The 16,327-nt window shown below is 76.1% G+C and carries 16 protein-coding genes; 10 read left to right on the top strand and 6 right to left on the bottom strand.

Translation table 11 applies throughout. The features are described 5' to 3' along the window. Positions 1–21 precede the first annotated feature (21 nt). The gene (locus FHN55_RS03830) at positions 22–789 is read left to right on the top strand and encodes an SOS response-associated peptidase (protein WP_139710914.1); all 768 of its coding nucleotides are present in this window, start codon (positions 22–24) and stop codon (positions 787–789) included. On the opposite strand, the gene FHN55_RS03825 is transcribed toward FHN55_RS03830, so the two are convergent. The 3 genes from FHN55_RS03825 to FHN55_RS03815 form a co-directional block, all read right to left on the bottom strand. Then, positions 790–1,581: a hypothetical protein gene (locus tag FHN55_RS03825; protein WP_139710913.1), complete on the bottom strand. Its 792-nt coding sequence runs from the start codon at positions 1,579–1,581 to the stop codon at positions 790–792. A 26-nt stretch (positions 1,582–1,607) separates the two neighbouring features. After that, positions 1,608–3,566 carry an alpha-amylase family protein gene (locus FHN55_RS03820; protein WP_218974322.1) on the bottom strand — a complete coding sequence of 653 codons (1,959 nt, stop codon included), beginning with the start codon at positions 3,564–3,566 and terminating at the stop codon, positions 1,608–1,610. Positions 3,567–3,774: 208 nt separating this feature from the next. Next, entirely contained in the window at positions 3,775–4,056 is a 282-nt protein-coding gene (locus FHN55_RS03815) for a GlsB/YeaQ/YmgE family stress response membrane protein (RefSeq protein WP_139710912.1), read from the bottom strand. 139 nt (positions 4,057–4,195) lie between these two features. On the opposite strand from FHN55_RS03815, the gene FHN55_RS03810 reads away from it, so the two are divergent. From FHN55_RS03810 to FHN55_RS03780, 7 genes are all read left to right on the top strand, one after another. Further along, positions 4,196–4,621 (top strand): Fur family transcriptional regulator, encoded by a 426-nt coding sequence (locus FHN55_RS03810; protein ID WP_139710911.1) that lies wholly within the window; start codon positions 4,196–4,198, stop codon positions 4,619–4,621. Between the two features lie 103 nt (positions 4,622–4,724). Then, a complete protein-coding gene (locus tag FHN55_RS03805) occupies positions 4,725–5,753 on the top strand; it encodes a metal ABC transporter solute-binding protein, Zn/Mn family (RefSeq protein ID WP_218974321.1) in 1,029 nt (342 codons plus the stop codon). Between the two features lie 5 nt (positions 5,754–5,758). Continuing rightward, positions 5,759–6,595: a metal ABC transporter ATP-binding protein gene (locus FHN55_RS03800; RefSeq protein WP_139710910.1), complete on the top strand. Its 837-nt coding sequence runs from the start codon at positions 5,759–5,761 to the stop codon at positions 6,593–6,595. Then, complete coding sequence (locus FHN55_RS03795) at positions 6,592–7,524, top strand: metal ABC transporter permease (RefSeq protein ID WP_180357622.1); 933 nt, start codon at positions 6,592–6,594, stop codon at positions 7,522–7,524. Before FHN55_RS03800 ends, FHN55_RS03795 begins: the two co-directional genes overlap by 4 nt. Further along, on the top strand, positions 7,521–8,339 hold the full coding sequence (locus tag FHN55_RS03790; protein ID WP_139710909.1) for a putative protein N(5)-glutamine methyltransferase: 819 nt from the start codon (positions 7,521–7,523) through the stop codon (positions 8,337–8,339). Before FHN55_RS03795 ends, FHN55_RS03790 begins: the two co-directional genes overlap by 4 nt. A gap of 13 nt (positions 8,340–8,352) precedes the next feature. Next, the gene (locus FHN55_RS03785) at positions 8,353–9,753 is read left to right on the top strand and encodes a hemolysin family protein (protein ID WP_139710908.1); all 1,401 of its coding nucleotides are present in this window, start codon (positions 8,353–8,355) and stop codon (positions 9,751–9,753) included. Further along, complete coding sequence (locus FHN55_RS03780; protein WP_139710907.1) at positions 9,750–10,817, top strand: hemolysin family protein; 1,068 nt, start codon at positions 9,750–9,752, stop codon at positions 10,815–10,817. The genes FHN55_RS03785 and FHN55_RS03780 overlap by 4 nt, the downstream gene beginning before the upstream one ends. Before the next feature lie 205 nt (positions 10,818–11,022). On the opposite strand, the gene FHN55_RS03775 is transcribed toward FHN55_RS03780, so the two are convergent. Beyond that, positions 11,023–11,733: a GAF and ANTAR domain-containing protein gene (locus FHN55_RS03775; protein ID WP_218974320.1), complete on the bottom strand. Its 711-nt coding sequence runs from the start codon at positions 11,731–11,733 to the stop codon at positions 11,023–11,025. A 169-nt stretch (positions 11,734–11,902) separates the two neighbouring features. Next, the gene (locus FHN55_RS03770) at positions 11,903–12,772 is read right to left on the bottom strand and encodes a hypothetical protein (protein WP_139710905.1); all 870 of its coding nucleotides are present in this window, start codon (positions 12,770–12,772) and stop codon (positions 11,903–11,905) included. A gap of 144 nt (positions 12,773–12,916) precedes the next feature. On the opposite strand from FHN55_RS03770, the gene FHN55_RS03765 reads away from it, so the two are divergent. Continuing rightward, positions 12,917–13,591, top strand: a complete 675-nt coding sequence (locus tag FHN55_RS03765) for a response regulator transcription factor (protein ID WP_139710904.1) — start codon at positions 12,917–12,919, stop codon at positions 13,589–13,591. Positions 13,592–13,602: 11 nt separating this feature from the next. Then, positions 13,603–15,033, top strand: coding sequence for a cell wall metabolism sensor histidine kinase WalK (locus FHN55_RS03760; RefSeq protein WP_218974319.1), 1,431 nt, complete (start codon positions 13,603–13,605; stop codon positions 15,031–15,033). A gap of 60 nt (positions 15,034–15,093) precedes the next feature. Here the strand turns inward: FHN55_RS03760 and FHN55_RS03755 are convergent, their stop codons facing one another. Beyond that, complete coding sequence (locus FHN55_RS03755; protein WP_139710902.1) at positions 15,094–16,296, bottom strand: Gfo/Idh/MocA family protein; 1,203 nt, start codon at positions 16,294–16,296, stop codon at positions 15,094–15,096. Positions 16,297–16,327 lie beyond the last annotated feature (31 nt).

Genomic DNA, 16,327 nt, shown 5'->3' with positions numbered 1-16,327 from the left:
GCCGGCGGCAGACTGCCTGGCGTGTGCGGTCGCTACGCCAGCAGCAGGTCCGACGCCCAGCTCGTCGAGGACTACGCCGTCGACGCCGTCGTCGGGCCCGAGGTGGGTCCCTCCTGGAACGTCGCGCCGACCCAGCAGGTGCGCGCCGTGGTCGAGCGCGAGCCGCGCGAGGACGAGGCCGGGGGCGCCCCGGCCGGGAGCGCCGAGGGGGCGCAGCGGCAGCTGCGCACGCTGCGGTGGGGGCTGGTGCCCTCCTGGGCCAAGGACCCCGGCATCGGCTCGAGGATGATCAACGCCCGGGTCGAGACGGTGACCGAGAAGCCGGCGTACAAGCGCGCGGCGGCCCGCCGGCGCTGCCTGGTGCCCGCCGACGGCTACTTCGAGTGGGAGCGCCGCCCCGCGCCGGACGGGTCCGGCAAGGAGCTCAAGGTGCCCCACTTCCTGCACGCCGCCGACGGGGGCCCGCTGACCTTCGCCGGGCTGTACGAGCTCTGGAAGGACCCGGCCACCCCCGAGGGCGAGGACCCGTGGCTGTGGACGGTCACCGTCATCACCACCCAGGCGCGTGACGCGGCGGGGCGCATCCACGACCGCAGCCCCGTGGTGCTGCCGGCGGACTTCCAGGCCGACTGGCTCGACCCGGCCCTGACCGACCTCGACCTGGTCCGCCAGGTGCTCGACGCCGTGCCGCCGCCGCAGCTGGCCACCCACGAGGTGGGCCGCGCCGTCGGCAGCCCCCGCGTCAACGGGCCCCAGCTGGTGCTCCCCCTCGACGAGCTGCAGGGGTGATCAGACCTCGCCGTCGTCCCCGCCGCCGCCGGCCGCGGCCCGCAGGTGGGGCGCGCAGACCGCCGCGACGACGGCGAGGGCGGCCAGCAGCGAGGCGGAGGCCACGCCACCGGCCAGCACGCCGATGACCACGAGCACGGCCCCACCGCCCGCCACGAGCAGCGCCACGAGCGCCATCGGCGACATGCGCGGCGCCGTGCCCAGCAGCAGCACCAGCCCGGCGCCTCCCACGACCAGGGCACCCGGCAGGTCCCACGTGCCGAGCGAGAGCAGGCCCCGCGGCAGCTCGACGACGTGCTCGGTGGTCCAGCGCGGCTGCGCCCGGGAGGCGAGCACCACGCCCGTGACGCCGGCGGCCAGCGCCAGCAGGCCCCAGCCCCGGCCCAGCCGGGCGGCGAGGGCCGGGTCGCCGCTGCGGCGGACGACGTCGAGCGCGCCCCAGCTGCCCGCACCGCCGACCACGAGCACGCCGTGGACGACGGCGAGCAGCACCACGGCCCAGGCGCCGGCCTCGGCCTGCGCCGACTGGCCGGCACCGAGCTGGACCGCACCGGCGACCGCGAGCGCAGCGCCCACCGCGGCCGCGGGCCGCACGAGCAGTCCCGTCAGGAGGGTGACGACCAGGGCCACCTCGAGCGCCGGCAGCAGCCACCCGGCGGCACCGTCCAGCCCGAGGCCGCCCGTGGTCCAGGTCTGCGCGCCCAGCCGAGGCAGCACGAGGTCCTGCAGCCACAGCAGACCGAGCGCCACGCGCAGCAGCGCGAGCGCGAGGCCCTCACCGCGGCTGCCCATGTCTCACATGGTGGCGCAGCCGCCGGTCACGGGCGGTGCAGCCACGCCGCCGACCAAGGGGCGAGCCAGACGTTCCCGTCATCTCCGACGTGCGCGGCGCGGCCCGTGAGGGCGTCCCGCGCGCCGGCCAGGCCCAGCTCGGCCAGGCGCCAGCCCGGGAAGTGCCGCCAGCCGTCGGTGGCGTTGTAGAGGCACAGCAGGTCGCCCACGGGGTGGCGGCGCAGCACGGGCAGCACGCCCGGGTCGTGCACCTCCAGCACCTGCGAGGGGACCGAGGCGTGCAGGTGCGGCAGCGAGGCGCGCACGCGGGCGAGGTGGCGGACCCCGGCGAAGAGGCGCCCGGGCAGCGTGGCCGGGTCGTGGCGGGCGGCCAGCGCACCCTCGTCCATCCAGGGGCGGTGCACCCAGCGGTTGTCGGACTCGTGGCCGGGCTCGGACGCCCAGGCCTCGTCGCCGCGCAGCCCCAGCTCGTCACCCATCCAGAGGACGGGGATCCCGCCCCAGCCCATGACCAGCGCGTGGCCCAGGAGCACCCGGGCCACCCCGGCCTCGACCGCGGCGGCGTCGCCGGAGTCCTGCGCGGCGACGAGGCCGGTGAGGGCGGCGGCGGAGCCGGAGATGCGCCGGTCGCGCGTGACGGGGTTCTCCTGGAACACGAGCCCGCGCGCCGGGGAGCCGGGGAAGGAGCCGCTGAACCAGTCGGACAGGAACGACCGGTGGTCGAAGCCGCTCAGGCCGACTGCCGCGGCGTCCTCGTCGCTGACGGCCCAGCCGATGTCGTCGTGGCAGCGCACGTAGGTGATCCACGCGGCGCTGGTGGGCGCCGCGGGCAGCGAGCGCAGGGCGTGAGCGGCCAGCCGTGCGTCCTGCGAGGCGATCATCGACCAGAACTGCACCATGAGGGTGTTGTGGTAGGCCAGGTCGGAGACGCGGCCGTGGTGCTCGCCCTGGCCCAGGTAGGCCACCAGCTGCTGCGGGGAGACGATCGCCTCGGCCTTGAGAAGGACGCCGGGGCAGGCCACGCGGGTCAGCGCGCGCAGCACCTGGGTGAGGCTGTGGACCTCCGGCTGGTTCTGGCAGTCGGTGCCCAGGCGCTTCCAGATGAAGGCGATCGCGTCGAGGCGGAGCACCTCGACGCCGAGGTTGGCCAGGAACAGGACGACCTCGGCGTACTCGACCAGCACGTCGGGGTTGGACCAGTCGACGTCCCACTGGAAGCTGTTGAAGGTCGTCCAGACCCAGCCGTCCAGCTCGTCGTCCCAGGTGAAGTTGCCGGGGGCGAAGTCGGGGAAGACCTCCGGCAGCGTGCGCTCGTAGGCGTCGGGGACGGCGCGGTCGGGGTGGACGTGGAAGTAGGCGCGGTAGCGGGGGTCGCCCTCGCGGGCCCTCCGCGCCCACTCGTGCTCGCGGGCCACGTGGTTGAGCACGAGGTCCAGCACGAGCGAGGTGCCCTGCGCGCGCAGGGCGCGGGCGAGCTCGCGCAGGTCCTCGACGTCGCCGAGGTCGGGGCGCACCGCGCGGTAGTCGGCCACGGCGTAGCCGCCGTCGCTGTCGCCCTCCCGGGGCTGCAGGACCGGCATGAGGTGCAGGTACGTGACACCCAGCTCGCGCAGGTGGTCGAGGCGCCCGCGCACTCCGCCGAGGGTCCCGGCGTAGCGCTCGGTGTAGGCCGCGTAGCCCAGCATCGACGGCTCCTGGAACCAGTCGGGCCGCAGGGTGCGGGCCTGGTCGAGGCGGTGCAGCTCCGGCTCGCGCTCGGCGTAGGCGGAGGCGGCGGCGCGCAGCAGCCGGCGCTCGAGGTCGGCGACGACGTCGGGCGCGTGGACGGCGGCGAGGCCGGCCCGCAGGTCGGGCCACCACCGCTCCACCCGCAGCGCGAAGAGCTCACGGCGCTCGGCGGACAGACCGGCGAGCACGTCGCCTGCGAGCTCCTCCACGAGCTGCTCGGCCCCGTCCCTGGAGCCGTCGTCCTGCACCACGTCCACCACGCCTCCCGCTCGGCCGCGCCGCCCGCGCGGCGCGGCGCCACGCTATCCATCGGCACCTCGGCGTCCCAGGTGGCCCGGACCCGGCCGGGGGACCCCGGGACGCACCGCAGCCCCACCCGTTCGGCGGGTGGGGCTGCGGTGGGGCGGGGCCGCGCTCGGCTCGACGGTCCCGGAGGTGGTGCGGGGGCCGCGGGCCCCCGAGGGGTCAGGCGCGGCTGCGGCTGCGGCCGCGGGTGGCCTGGTAGATCGCCAGCACGATGATCGCGCCGATGATCGACCCGATCCAGCTGGAGGGCTGCACGAAGCCCTCCCCGCTGCTGTTGCGGCCGAGCAGGAAGTAGCCGAGGAAGCCGCCGACGAAGGACCCGACGATGCCCAGCAGCAGCGTCCCGCCGATGCCGAGGCCCGACCGGCCGGGCACGACGAGGCGTGCGATGTAGCCGGCGATGATGCCGATGACGATGAGGCCGATGATGGTTCCGAGCATGGCGTCCGCCCTGGTGAGGAGTGGTTTCCTGGCGTCCACGACGGTAGGCCCAGACGCCCGTCCCGGCATCTCGGGACGGGCGGGGGCGGCCGCTCGCCGGACGCCGGTCACCCAGCGCCGCGTGTGATGATGGTGGGTGATGACCGAGGCAGCCCCGTCGCGCAACCGCCCTGCTCAGCGCCGCACCGGACGCCAGCGGGCGGCGGTCGCCGCCATGCTCGACTCCGAGCCGAGCTTCACCTCCGCGCAGGACCTCTACGCGCGCCTGCGCGAGCAGGGGAACCCGATCGGGCTGGCCACGGTCTACCGGGCGCTGCAGGCGCTGGTGGAGGACGGCGAGGTCGACGTCCTGCGCACCGGCGAGGACGGCGAGGCGGTGTACCGGCGCTGCAGCACGGGGCACCACCACCACCTCGTCTGCCGGCGCTGCGGCCGGGCGGAGGAGGTCGAGGGCTCTGCCGTGGAGGCCTGGGCCCGCCGGACGGCCGGCGGCCACGGCTTCACGGACGTCGACCACGTGGTCGAGATCTTCGGCACCTGCGCCGACTGCGCCGCTGCTCGCTGAGCGCCTCCACCACCCGGCACCGGGCCTGGTCATCAGGGGCCTCGGCGCGGTCTAAGATGAGAAGAGTTATCACTCCGACTCTCATCGTCGCTCTGGAGGGCCCGTGCACCGCCCCGCACTCCGACCCGCTCGCCCGCTCGCCCTGGTCGGCGGGCTGACCGCCGCGGTGCTGCTGACGGCGTGCGGAGGCGGCACCGCTCCGACGGACGCGCCCTCGAGCAGCGAGGGCGCCCCGGCCGGCGCCGCCGGTGACAGGGTCTCGGTGGTGGCCTCCACCGACGTCTGGGGCAGCGTGGTGGAGGCGGTCGGCGGGGACGCCGTCGAGGTCACCTCGATCATCAACGACCCCAGCCAGGACCCGCACTCCTTCGAGGCGACCACGCGCGACCAGCTGCTCGTCCAGGACGCGCAGCTCGTGGTCATGAACGGCGGCGGGTACGACCCGTTCATGACGCAGCTGCTCTCGGCCTCCGGGACGCAGGCGCCCGTGGTCGACGCCGTGGAGGTCTCCGGCCTGGAGGGCTCCCAGGAGGCCTCCGCCGACGACCACGCCGAGGAGGGCCACTCCGAGGAGGGCCACTCCGACGAGGGCGGTCACGACCACGGCGAGTTCAACGAGCACGTCTGGTACGACCTGGCCACCGCCGGGAAGGTCGCGGAGGCCGTGGCGCAGGAGCTCTCCACCGTCGACCCGTCCGCCGCGAGCACGTTCACGGCCAACGCGAAGGCCTTCACCGACGGCCTCGCCGCCGTGCAGCAGGTCGAGGCGTCCGTGAAGGCCAGCTCGGCGGGCACCGGCGTGGCGATCACCGAGCCCGTCCCCGACCACATGCTCGAGGCGATGGGCCTGGTGGTGAAGACCCCCGAGGCCTTCTCCGAGGCCGTGGAGGAGGGCACCGACGTCTCCCCCGCCGTCCTCGCCGACACCCGTGCTCTCTTCAGCGACGGCGCCGTCAAGGCGCTGGTGTACAACGAGCAGACCACCGGCGCCGAGACCGAGGCCGTGCTCTCGGCCGCGGAGGCTGCCGGCACCGCCGTGGTGCCGGTCACCGAGACGCTCCCCGACGGGCAGGACTACACGCAGTGGATGACCGCGAACGCCGAGGCGATCCGCGCCGCGGTCCAGGGCTGACGGGCGTGGGCGCGGCGGCCGGGGCCCCGGCTCCCGCGCTCTCGCTGCGCGGGGCGGCCCTGAGCTACGGCGACCACGAGGTCTGGTCCGGCCTGGACCTCGACGTCGCCCCGGGCGAGCTGGTCGCCGTCCTGGGCCCCAACGGGTCCGGCAAGACCAGCCTCGTGCGCACGGTCCTCGGGCAGCAGCCGCTGACCCGGGGCCGCGTGCAGGTGCGGGGCCGCCCACCGCGGGCCGGCTCCCCCGAGATCGGCTACGTGCCCCAGCAGCGGCTCATCGACCCGATGACGCCGCTGCGCGCCCGCGACCTCGTGCGCCAGGGCCTGGACGGGCACCGCTGGGGGGTGCCGCTGCCGGGGCGGCGCGTGCGCGACCGGGTGGACGCGCTGCTGGCCGCCGTGGGCGCCACCGCCTACGGCGACGTCCCGGTGGGGCTGCTGTCCGGGGGCGAGCAGCAGCGGGTGCGCATCGCCCAGGCCGTCGCCACCGACCCGGCGCTGCTGCTGTGCGACGAGCCGCTGCTCTCCCTCGACCTGGCCCACCAGCGCGAGGTGGTCGGCGTCATCGACGCGCGGCGCCGCGCGGGCACGGCCGTGCTGTTCGTGACGCACGAGATCAACCCCGTCCTCGACGTCGTCGACAAGGTGCTCTACCTGGCGCCCGCGGGCCACCGCGTGGGGACGCCGGAGGAGGTGCTGACCACGGAGTCGCTCTCCGACCTGTACGGGACCCGCGTGGAGGTGCTCCACCACGGCGGCCGCGTGCTCATCGCCGCGACCGGCGCGGCCGGCGAGCACGACTGCCACCCGGCGCGGGCGGTGGACGTGGAGGGGGTCCGGTGAGCTGGGACGCGGTCATCAACTTCGACGACTACTCGCGCCTGCTGCCCCTGGTCACCAACTCGCTGTGGGCCGCCGCGGCGCTGGGGCTGGTCGGCGGCCTGGTCGGGGTGCTCGTGGCGGCCCGGGACATGGCCTTCGCGGTCCACGGCATCTCCGAGCTGAGCTTCGCGGGCGCGGCGGCCGCCCTGCTCGTCGGCGTCGACGTGGTGCTCGGCTCGGTGGTCGGCTCGCTGCTGGCCGCGGTGCTCATCGGCGTGCTCGGGGTCAGGGCGCGCGACCGGAACTCCATCATCGGCGTGCTCATGCCGTTCGGCCTCGGGCTGGGCGTGCTCTTCCTCGCCCTCTACCCGGGGCGCTCCGCGAACAAGTTCGGCCTGCTCACCGGCCAGGTCGTGGCCGTGGACGACCCCCGGCTGATCACCATGCTCGCCACCTCGGCGGTGGTCCTGGCGGTGCTGGCCGTGGTGTGGCGCCCGCTGCTGTTCGCCAGCGTGGACCCGGACGGCGCCGCGGCCCGCGGCGTGCCGGTGCGCGGGCTGTCGCTGGTGTTCATGGTGGTGCTCGGCCTGTCGGTGGCCATGGCCGTGCAGGTGGTCGGCGCCCTGCTCGTGCTGTCGCTGCTCATCACCCCGGCCGCTGCCGCCACGCGCGTGTCCGCCTCGCCGCTGTGGGTGCCCGTGCTCTCCGTCGCCTTCGCGGTGACCTCGGCCGTCGGCGGGATCCTGCTGGCCCTGGGCGGCACCGTGCCGATCAGCCCGTACGTCACCACCATCTCCTTCGCCATCTACGTGGTCTGCCGCCTGCTCGGTGCCCGCCGGGGCCGCCGCGGCTGGACCCGGCGGCGCCCCGCCGCCGGGTCCAGCACTCCGGGCGCCACTCCCGGCGCGGCGGCGGGAGGCCCGTCCGGCCTCACCGGCGCCCCCGTGTGACCGCGCCCCCGTCCGGCGTCGGCGCGGCCCGGCTGGTCGCCCGGCTGCGCGCTGCGGGGTGCGTCTTCGCGGAGGACGAGGCGGCGCTGCTGCTCGCGGAGGGGCTCCCCCCGGACGCGCTCGAGGAGCGCGTCCGCCGCCGCGAGGCCGGCGAGCCGCTGGAGCTGGTGCTCGGGTGGGCGCAGTTCGCCGGGCTGCGGGTCGGCACGGCCGCCGGGGTGTTCGTGCCGCGGCGCCGGAGCGAGCTGCTCGTCCGCGAGGGGCTCGCCGCGCTGCGCGCCGTTCCCGGGCGCAGCGACGCCCGCGTCGTCGTCGACCTGTGCTGCGGGACGGGCGCCGTGGGGCTGGCGGTGGCCGTGGGCGCGGCGGCCGAGGGGGTGGACGTGGCGCTGCACGCCGCAGACGCCGACCCCCTGGCCACGGCCTGCGCCGCCCACAACCTGCGGGGCGTGCCGGGGGCTCGCGCGCACACCGGAGACCTCTACGCCGCCCTGCCCGCCGCGCTGCGCGGCCGCGTGCACCTGCTGGTGGTCAACGCCCCCTACGTGCCCACCTCGCGGGTGGCGCTCATGCCGCCGGAGGCCCGCGACCACGAGCCGCTGACCGCGCTGGACGGCGGGGCTGACGGCCTCGACGTGCACCGCCGGGTGGCCGCCGGGGCCCGGCCGTGGCTCGCCCGCGGCGGGGCGCTGGTCCTGGAGACGAGCGAGCCGCAGGCCGAGGGCACGCTGGCCGCCTGCCGGGCAGGGGGCCTGGCCGCGGTGGCCGTCCACGACGACGACCTGGAGGCGTCGTGCGTGCTCGCCAGGGCCTAGCCTGGCGAGCACCGTGACAGAGCTGCTCCTCCTGCTCACCGCCGCCGCGCTCGTCGTGGCCTGCGGAGGCTTCGTGGCCGCTGAGTTCTCGCTGCTCACGGTGGACCGGGCCACGGTCGAGCGTGACGCCGCCGGAGGGGACCGGCGCGCCGCGGGAACCCTGGCCGCTCTGCGGAGCCTGTCCACGCAGCTGTCGGGGGCGCAGGTCGGCATCACCATCACCAACCTCGCCATCGGCTACCTCGCCGAGCCGGCCATCGGCCGGCTGGTGGCGCCGTGGCTCGCGGGCGTGGGCATCACGGGCGGTGCCGCCACGGCCACCTCGGTGGTGATCGCCCTGGGGCTGTCGACGCTGGGCACGATGGTCTTCGGCGAGCTGGTGCCCAAGAACCTCGCCATCTCGCTGCCCTACGCCACCGCCTACGCCGTGCAGGGCTTCAGCCGCGGCTTCGCCCGCGCCATGGCGTGGCCGATCCGGCTGCTCAACGGCCTGGCCAACGCCGTGCTCCGCCGGGTGTTCCGCACCGAGCCCGCCGAGGAGCTGGCGTCGGCGCGCTCCGCCGACGAGCTGCTGTCCCTGGTCCGCCGCTCCGCGGAGCAGGGCACGCTGGAGGAGGAGACCGCCGCGCTGGTGCAGCGCACGCTGGCCTTCTCCGGCCGCCGCGCCGTGGACGTCATGACCCCGCGGATGCGGGTGCGCACGCTGTCCGCCGACGACGACCTCACCGAGCTGGTCGCGGCCGTGCACGACTCCGGCCGCTCCCGGTTCCCGGTGACCGGCACCGACCAGGACGACGTGGTCGGCGTGGTGCATGCCCGGCAGGCCCTCCTCGTGCCACCGGAGGAGGCCGGCCGGGTGCTGCTGCGGGACGTGGTGGAGGAACCGGCGCTGGTGCCGGAGACCCTCGAGCTCGACGAGCTGCTCGACCAGCTGAAGAGCTCCCCGCTGCAGCTCGCGGTGGTGGTGGACGAGTACGGGGGCTTCGCCGGCGTGGTCACCTTCGAGGACCTCGTGGAGGAGATCGTCGGGGAGGTGGTCGACGAGCACGACGTCGTCACCTCCGCGGTCCGCGAGGACGGCGAGGGCGGGTGGCTGCTGTCCGGGCTGCTGCGCCCGGACGAGGTGGCGGTGCGCACGGGGGTGCAGCTGCCGGAGCACCCCGACTACGAGACGGTGGCGGGCCTGGTGCTGCGCGAGCTGGGGCGCCTGCCCGGGGTCGGCGAGGTGGCGCGCGTGCCGGTCACCACCGACGGGGCCGACGACGACGGCCTGCCCGTCCAGCGGTGGTGCGAGCTGCGCGTGGAGGCCCGTGACGGCCTGCGGCTGGAGGGCGTGCACCTGCGGCTGCTCCCGCCGGGCTCCGCGCCCGGCGCCGACGGCGACGACGGCGACGACGGGCGGGGGCGGTCGTGAGCGACGGGCTGGCGATCGCCCTGGCCGTGGCCCTGCTCGGCCTCAACGCCTTCTTCGTGGGCGCCGAGTTCGCGGTCATCTCGGCACGGCGCTCCTCGGTGGAGCTGCTGGCCGCCGGCGGGAGCCGGGCCGCGCGCACCACGCTGCGGGCCATGGAGGACGTGACGTCCATGCTCTCCTGCGCGCAGCTGGGCATCACGCTGTGCTCGCTGGGGCTCGGCGCGGTCGGGGAGCCCGCGGTCGCCCACCAGCTGGAGCCGCTCTTCGAGGCCGCCGGCCTGCCGGACGCGCTGGTGCACCCCGTGGCCTTCGCGATCGCCCTGGCGCTCGTGGTCACCGCGCACGTGGTGGTCGGCGAGGTGGTGCCCAAGAACCTCGCGCTGGCCGGGCCGGACCGCGCCGCCCTGGTCCTCGCGCCGCCGCTGCGGGCGCTGTCGATGGTGCTGCGCCCGGTCATCGCCGTCTCCAACGCGCTGGCCAACCTGGCCCTGCGCACCGTCCGCGTGGAGCCGAAGGACGAGGTGACCAGCGCGTACACCCGCGAGGAGGTGGCCGGCCTCGTGGCCGAGGCGCGTTCGGAGGGGCTGCTCGAGGAGGACGTGGAGGAGCTCACCACCGCCGCCCTCGGCTTCGCCGACCGCACGGCGGCGGCGGTGCTGCTGCCGCTGGGCTCCCTGGCCACGCTGCCGCGCGGCGCCACCGTGGCGCAGGTGCAGGACGCCGCCGCCCGCACCGGCTTCTCGCGGTTCCCGGTGGAGGACGGCGCCGGGGGGCTGGCGGGCTACGTCCACGTCAAGGACGTGCTCACCCTGGACCCGGAGGCCCGCGCGGCGGAGGTGCCCTCCCGCTACGTGCGCGAGCTGGCGACCGTCTCCGACGGCGAGGCGCTGCGCCCCGTGCTGCGCCGCATGCAGGAGACGGGCGCCCACCTGGCCCGGGTGGAGGGCGCCGACGGCTCCCTCCTGGGCGTGGCGGCGCTGGAGGACGTGCTGGAGGAGCTGGTCGGTGAGGTGCGGGCGGACGCGGCGGCGTCGGTCACAGGCGCACCACGCGGCGCGCGCTGACGGCGCGCCGTCCCCCTGCGCCCGGCGTGTCGCGCCGGCTGGGCCCTCCGCGTGGGGGACCGTGGAGGCGTGCTCCTCGCCCTCGGACTCCTGCCCTTCGTCGCGGCGCTGGTCTTCCTGCTGGACCTGATCGAGCGCCGCCTGCTGGTGGAGGCCCGCCCGCGCCGCCGGTGAGGCAGCGGCGGCCCGCACCGGCCGCCGGCCATCACCAGCCGGGGTCGCGCCCCTGCGACACGGCCTCGACCGCCTCGCCGGCCAGGTCGGCCAGCTTGCGGTTGGAGTCCTGGGAGCGGCGGGACAGCAGCGCGAACGCCTGCTCCGGGGCGATCCCCCGCTGCACCGCGATGATGCCCTTGGCCTGCTCGATCACCGCGCGCGACACCATCGCCCGCTGCAGCTGCTCGGCCAGCTCCCGGGTGCTCTCCACCGCGAGCGCGTTCGTCAGGGCGATGGCCGCGTGGCCGGCGAAGACGGTCGCGACCTCGCGCGACTCGGGGGTGAGGACGCTCTCCCCCCGGGTGTCGTAGAGGTTCAGCGCGCCCACCGTGCGCCCCGGCACCGCCAGGCCCACGGACAGCGTGGCCCGCACGCCCGCGCGGGCCGCCACCTCCGAGTACCCCGGGTAGGCCTGGTCGCCCTCGGCGGTGTTGCGGATCGTGATGGTCTGGCCCGACATCGCGGCGTCCATGCACGGGCCGAAGCCCAGCTCGTACTGCCGCTCGTCCAGCTGGACGGCGAGGTTGCCGGTGAAGGCCACCGACGTGGCGCGCCGCCCCTGCACGACGGTCACCGACGCCTCGTCGGCCCCGGGCACGGAGTCCCGCGCGAGCTCCGCGACGCGCTGGAGCACGGCGTTCAACGGCGTCCTGTCGAGGAGGATCCTCCCCAGCTCGGCGTAGGCGACGTCGACCGACATGCGGACTCCCATGGTGCTCTGCGCCCGCCGCGCGTCTGGACGGACGGCCACCCAATCTAGTCGGCAGGTCACGAGCAGGTGCCAGCGGCGCGGAGGTCCCCCGGCCGAGCGCCTCACGCGCTCGACCGGGGGACGGGTGGCCCGGCAGGCGCCGGTGCCACCGCTGCGGTCAGGAACCCTGGACCGGGGCCTGGCCACCACCGGCCGGAGCCGACGGCGCGGCGGGTGCCTCGCCCTGCGCCTGGGGGGCGGCCGGAGCCGCCGGCGCATCGCCCTGGCCCTTCTCCTGGCCCTTCCCCTGGCCCTTCCCCTGGCCCGGTGCGAGCGCGCCGGCCGGTCCAGCCGCAGCGGGCCCACCGGCGGCCGGGCCGCCCTGGGGCGGGGTCGGCGCGGTGGAGACGCTGGTGGCGTCGAGCGTGGTGCCGTCGCTGGCCACCGAGCCCTCGGCGACCACGCGGGCGCCGACGACGAGCACGCTGGAGCGGTCAGCGGTCGCGGGCTCCGCCGGGTCCTCGGGCTGGGAGCCACCCCCGCTGCTCGACGACGACGGCGCAGCGGGCGCGGCCGGCGCCGAGGACTGCGAGCCCTCACCGCCCTGGGCGGGGGCCGGCGGCGTGGGGGCCGCGGTGTACGCGGTGGTGTCGGTGGTGCTCACCGTGCGGGTGAAGCCGTCCCTGTCGACCAGGGTGAAGCCGGAGTCGGTGACCTCCTCGACGGTGCCGTCGAGGTGGGGCGTGTGCTGGCCGGCCTCGGGGCCCCCGGCGGCGGGACCGCCAGCAGGACCGGCAGCGGGGCCGCCAGCGGGCGCCTGGCCCTGGGCGGCAGCGCCGCCGGGGGCCGGCGGAGCGGCGGGGGCGCTGGCGGAAGGCGACGAGGACGCGTCCGGCATCCCGTCCGCGAGGGCGAGGCCCGCGCCACCGACGGTGAGGCCTCCAGCCAGGGCGACGGCGAGCAGCGTGCGCCGCCCGCGGCGCGAGCGCCCGCCCTGCTCGGTGGTGCCGGCGTCGGGGATCCAGGTGGGCTGGGTGGGCTGGTTCACGATGTCCTCCACAGGAGTCGTGGCCCGCCGGTTCAGCGGGACCTGACGACGACGCTCCGCGGCCCGTCTGAAGCCGACCTGAAGCGGACCGGCCCCCGCGGCCTCTTCAGCAGCCCCTCAGGGTGGGCCGACCAGAATGGCCGGGTGCCCGCTGCTGCTGCCCGCGCCCTGGTCGTGGAGGACGACGCCTCCGTCCGCGAGGCCCTCGTCGACGCCCTGCGCACCGACGGCTTCGTGGTGGAGGCCCTGGTCGACGGCGAGGGCTTCGAGGCCGCGGTCGACGCCTTCCGCCCGGACGTCGCGCTGCTCGACGTGATGCTCCCCGGCCCGCGCGACGGGTTCTCCCTCGCCCGCTCGCTGAGGGAGCGCAGCGACGCCGGCCTGCTGTTCCTCACCGCGCGCGACGCGGTCGACGACAGGCTGCGGGGCTTCTCCACCGGCGCCGACGACTACGTGGTCAAGCCGTACGTCACCGCCGAGCTGCTGGCCCGCATCCGGGCGCTGCTGCAGCGCCTGGGCCGGGTGCCCTCCACCGTGCAGGTGGGCGACCTCGTCCTCGACGAGGCCGCGAACGTCGCCACCCGCGCCGGCCGCGTGCTCGACCTCACCGGCACCGAGCACCGGCTGCTGTCCTACCTCGTGGCGGGGCGGGGCCGGACGCTGAGCAAGACCCAGATCCTCACCCAGGTGTGGGGCTACGAGGACTACGACCCCAACCTCGTGGAGGTGCACGTCAGCGCGCTGCGCCGCAAGACCGAGGCGTACGGCCCGCGGCTGATCCACACGGTGCGCGGCCTCGGCTACGTGCTGCGCCCGTGAGGGCGCCCCGGGTGCCGCGGCAGCGCCTGAGCCGCGGACCGGCCTCGCTGGCCGGCCGCGTGCGCTGGGCGGTGCTCGTCCTGCTGGTCGCGCTGCTCGTGGCGCTGTTCGTCGTCGTCGACGTCCTGCTCGTGGTGCGGCTGCGCTCGGACCTGCAGACCCGCCTCACCGACCGCGCGGCGCTGGCCCAGCAGCTGGACGGCACGCTCAGCGCGCAGCAGCTGCTGGACAAGCTCCGCGGCGACGGGGTGGGGGCAGAGCTGTGCAGCTCGGACGGCACCTGCGTCAGCACGCCGGTGGCGCCCGTGCCCCCGGACAGCCAGCCGGCGGCCGGTGCTGGCGACGCGACCCGGTCGCCCGCGGGCCGCGGACCGGCCGCGGGACCTCCGGCTGCGCCCGGGGCCGACCAGGTGCAGCGCGACGGCAGCACCCTCTTCACGGTCACCCAGCTGGCCAGCGGTGCGCGGCTGACGCTGACCGTCGACGACTCCTACGTCGGCGAGACCCTGACGGGCCTCGTCGTCCTGGAGGTCCTCGGTGGTGCGGCGGGCCTCCTGGTGGCGTGGTTCGCCCTGGGCCGTGTGGTCGACGCGGCGCTGCGGCCCCTGGACGACATGACGTCGGTGGCGCGCGGCATCGCCGCCGGTGACCGCGGGCGGCGCCTGGGGTCGGGCCGCCCCGACACCGAGCTCGGCCGCACGGCGCTGGCGTTCGACGCCATGATCGACGGGCTGGAGTCCGCGGTGGCGGTCGCCGAGCGCTCCCAGCAGCAGATGCGCGCGTTCCTCTCCGACGCCTCCCACGAGCTGCGCACGCCGCTGGCGGGCTTCCAGGCCAGCGCGGAGAACCTCCTGCGCGGCGACCCGCCCCGGGCGGACCGCGAGCGGGCGCTCGCGGCGATGGTGCGCGAGAGCACGCGGGCCTCGCGGCTGGTGGGCGACCTGCTGACGGCGGCGCGTCTGGAGGAGGGGGTCGAGCTGGAGCGGGCCGACGTCGACGTCGTCGAGCTGGCCCGCCAGGAGGTGGAGCGCCAGCGCCTGCTCGGCTCGGGGACCGCCTGGTCGGTGGAGGCGGCCGGCCCCCTGGTGGTGCGCTGTGACGCGGTCCGGGTGGGCCAGGTGCTGACCAACCTGCTCGACAACGCCCGCCGAGCCGTCGAGGGTGCGGGCTCGGTGGTGGTCTTCGTGGGCGTCGACGACGCAGACGCCGGCGTCGAGGTGCGCGACAGCGGGCCGGGCATCCCCGCCGACCAGCGCGAGCGGGTCTTCGAGCGCCTCGTGCGCCTGGACGCCGGGCGCGACCGCCGCTCCGGAGGGGCGGGGCTGGGCCTGTCGATCGCCCGGGCCATCGCCCGCGCCCACGGCGGCGACCTCGTGGCCGCCGACCCCGGCCCCCGTGGTGGAGCCCTGCTCCGCCTGACCCTCCCCCTCACCCCCGCGTGATCACGGGGGACGTCCGCGGCCGCTGCGCACGTCCCCCGTGATCACGGAGGGGGGTGGGGGTCAGGCGGGCGGGTTCCCCAGGTCGCGCACCGGCAGGCGCTCCCCGCCGCGGCGCATCGACTCGTGCGCCACCACGCCGGGCAGCGTGTAGCGCGCCGCCACCCAGGCGTTGACCGGCGGCAGGGTGCGGGTGTTCACGGCAGTGACGAAGTCGTCCACGAGGAACTGGTGGCTGCCCTCGTGCCCGTTCGGCGCCCCGGCGAACTCCCGCGGCAGGCGCGCCACGTCGTGCACCGGCGCGTGTCCCGACACGAACGCCGCCCGCAGCTCCGGGGCCACGTGCGCCAGCGAGGGGTCGTCCTCGGAGACCGAGGCCTCGGAGTCCAGGTCGGCCGAGACGTCCTGCACGCCCTGCTTGTCCTGGAACAGCGACACCGTGGCCAGCTGCTCGAAGCTCGCGTCGGTGCCGAAGAAGCGGAACCGCGACTCGCGCAGGTGCGAGGGGTAGCCCACCCGGCGCATCTCGTTGGTGCGCACCACGCCGCCGTCGGACAGCTCGAACAGCGCGGTGGCGTTGGAGACGTCGTTGTCGAACATCGACACGTCCCTGTCGAAGACCCCGTCGCCGCGCTGGTCGGCCACGCCGAGGCAGCTGACGGAGACGACGTGCGCCGCGTCGGTGTCGAGCGCCCCGAGCACACCGCCGAGGGCGTGGGTGGGGTAGAGCATCGGCGGGTAGGACGCCGTCGCCTTCCAGCCCTCCCCGCCGGAGTACCGGTAGGCGTCGTAGAAGCCGAGGTCCATGTCGTGGACGTAGTCGCCCTCGGCGTAGAAGACCCGCCCGAAGGTGCCCTTCTCCACGTGCTGTCGGGCGTAGACGGTGGCGGGGTTGTAGTGGCTCGTCTCGCCCATCATGTAGGTCAGCCCCGTCTCGCGGACGGCCTCGACGATGGCGGCGATCTCGTCCTCGGTGATGGCCATGGGGACGGCGGAGTAGACGTGCTTGCCGGCGCGCAGCGCCTGCACGACCAGCGGCCCGTGCGTCCAGCGCTGGGTGAAGATCGCCACCGCGTCGACGTCGGAGGCGATGGCCTCCTCGAAGGAGGCGAAGGTGCCGGCCAGGCCCTGCTCGGCCACGAGGGCCTCGGCCCTCTCGGGCAGCACGTCGGTGACGAAGACGTCCCCCACGCCGGGGTGGCGCTTGAACAGCTCGGTGAAGGAGCCGGCGAACTGGCCGGCGCCGATGAAGGCGATCGAGAACACGGGTGGTGGACCTCCGGGTCTGGTGGGGTGG

This window comes from Streptomyces sp. NP160, from assembly GCF_006335115.1.
Lineage (GTDB): Bacteria > Actinomycetota > Actinomycetes > Actinomycetales > Quadrisphaeraceae > Quadrisphaera.
This window is presented reverse-complemented; position numbering and strand designations above follow the sequence as displayed.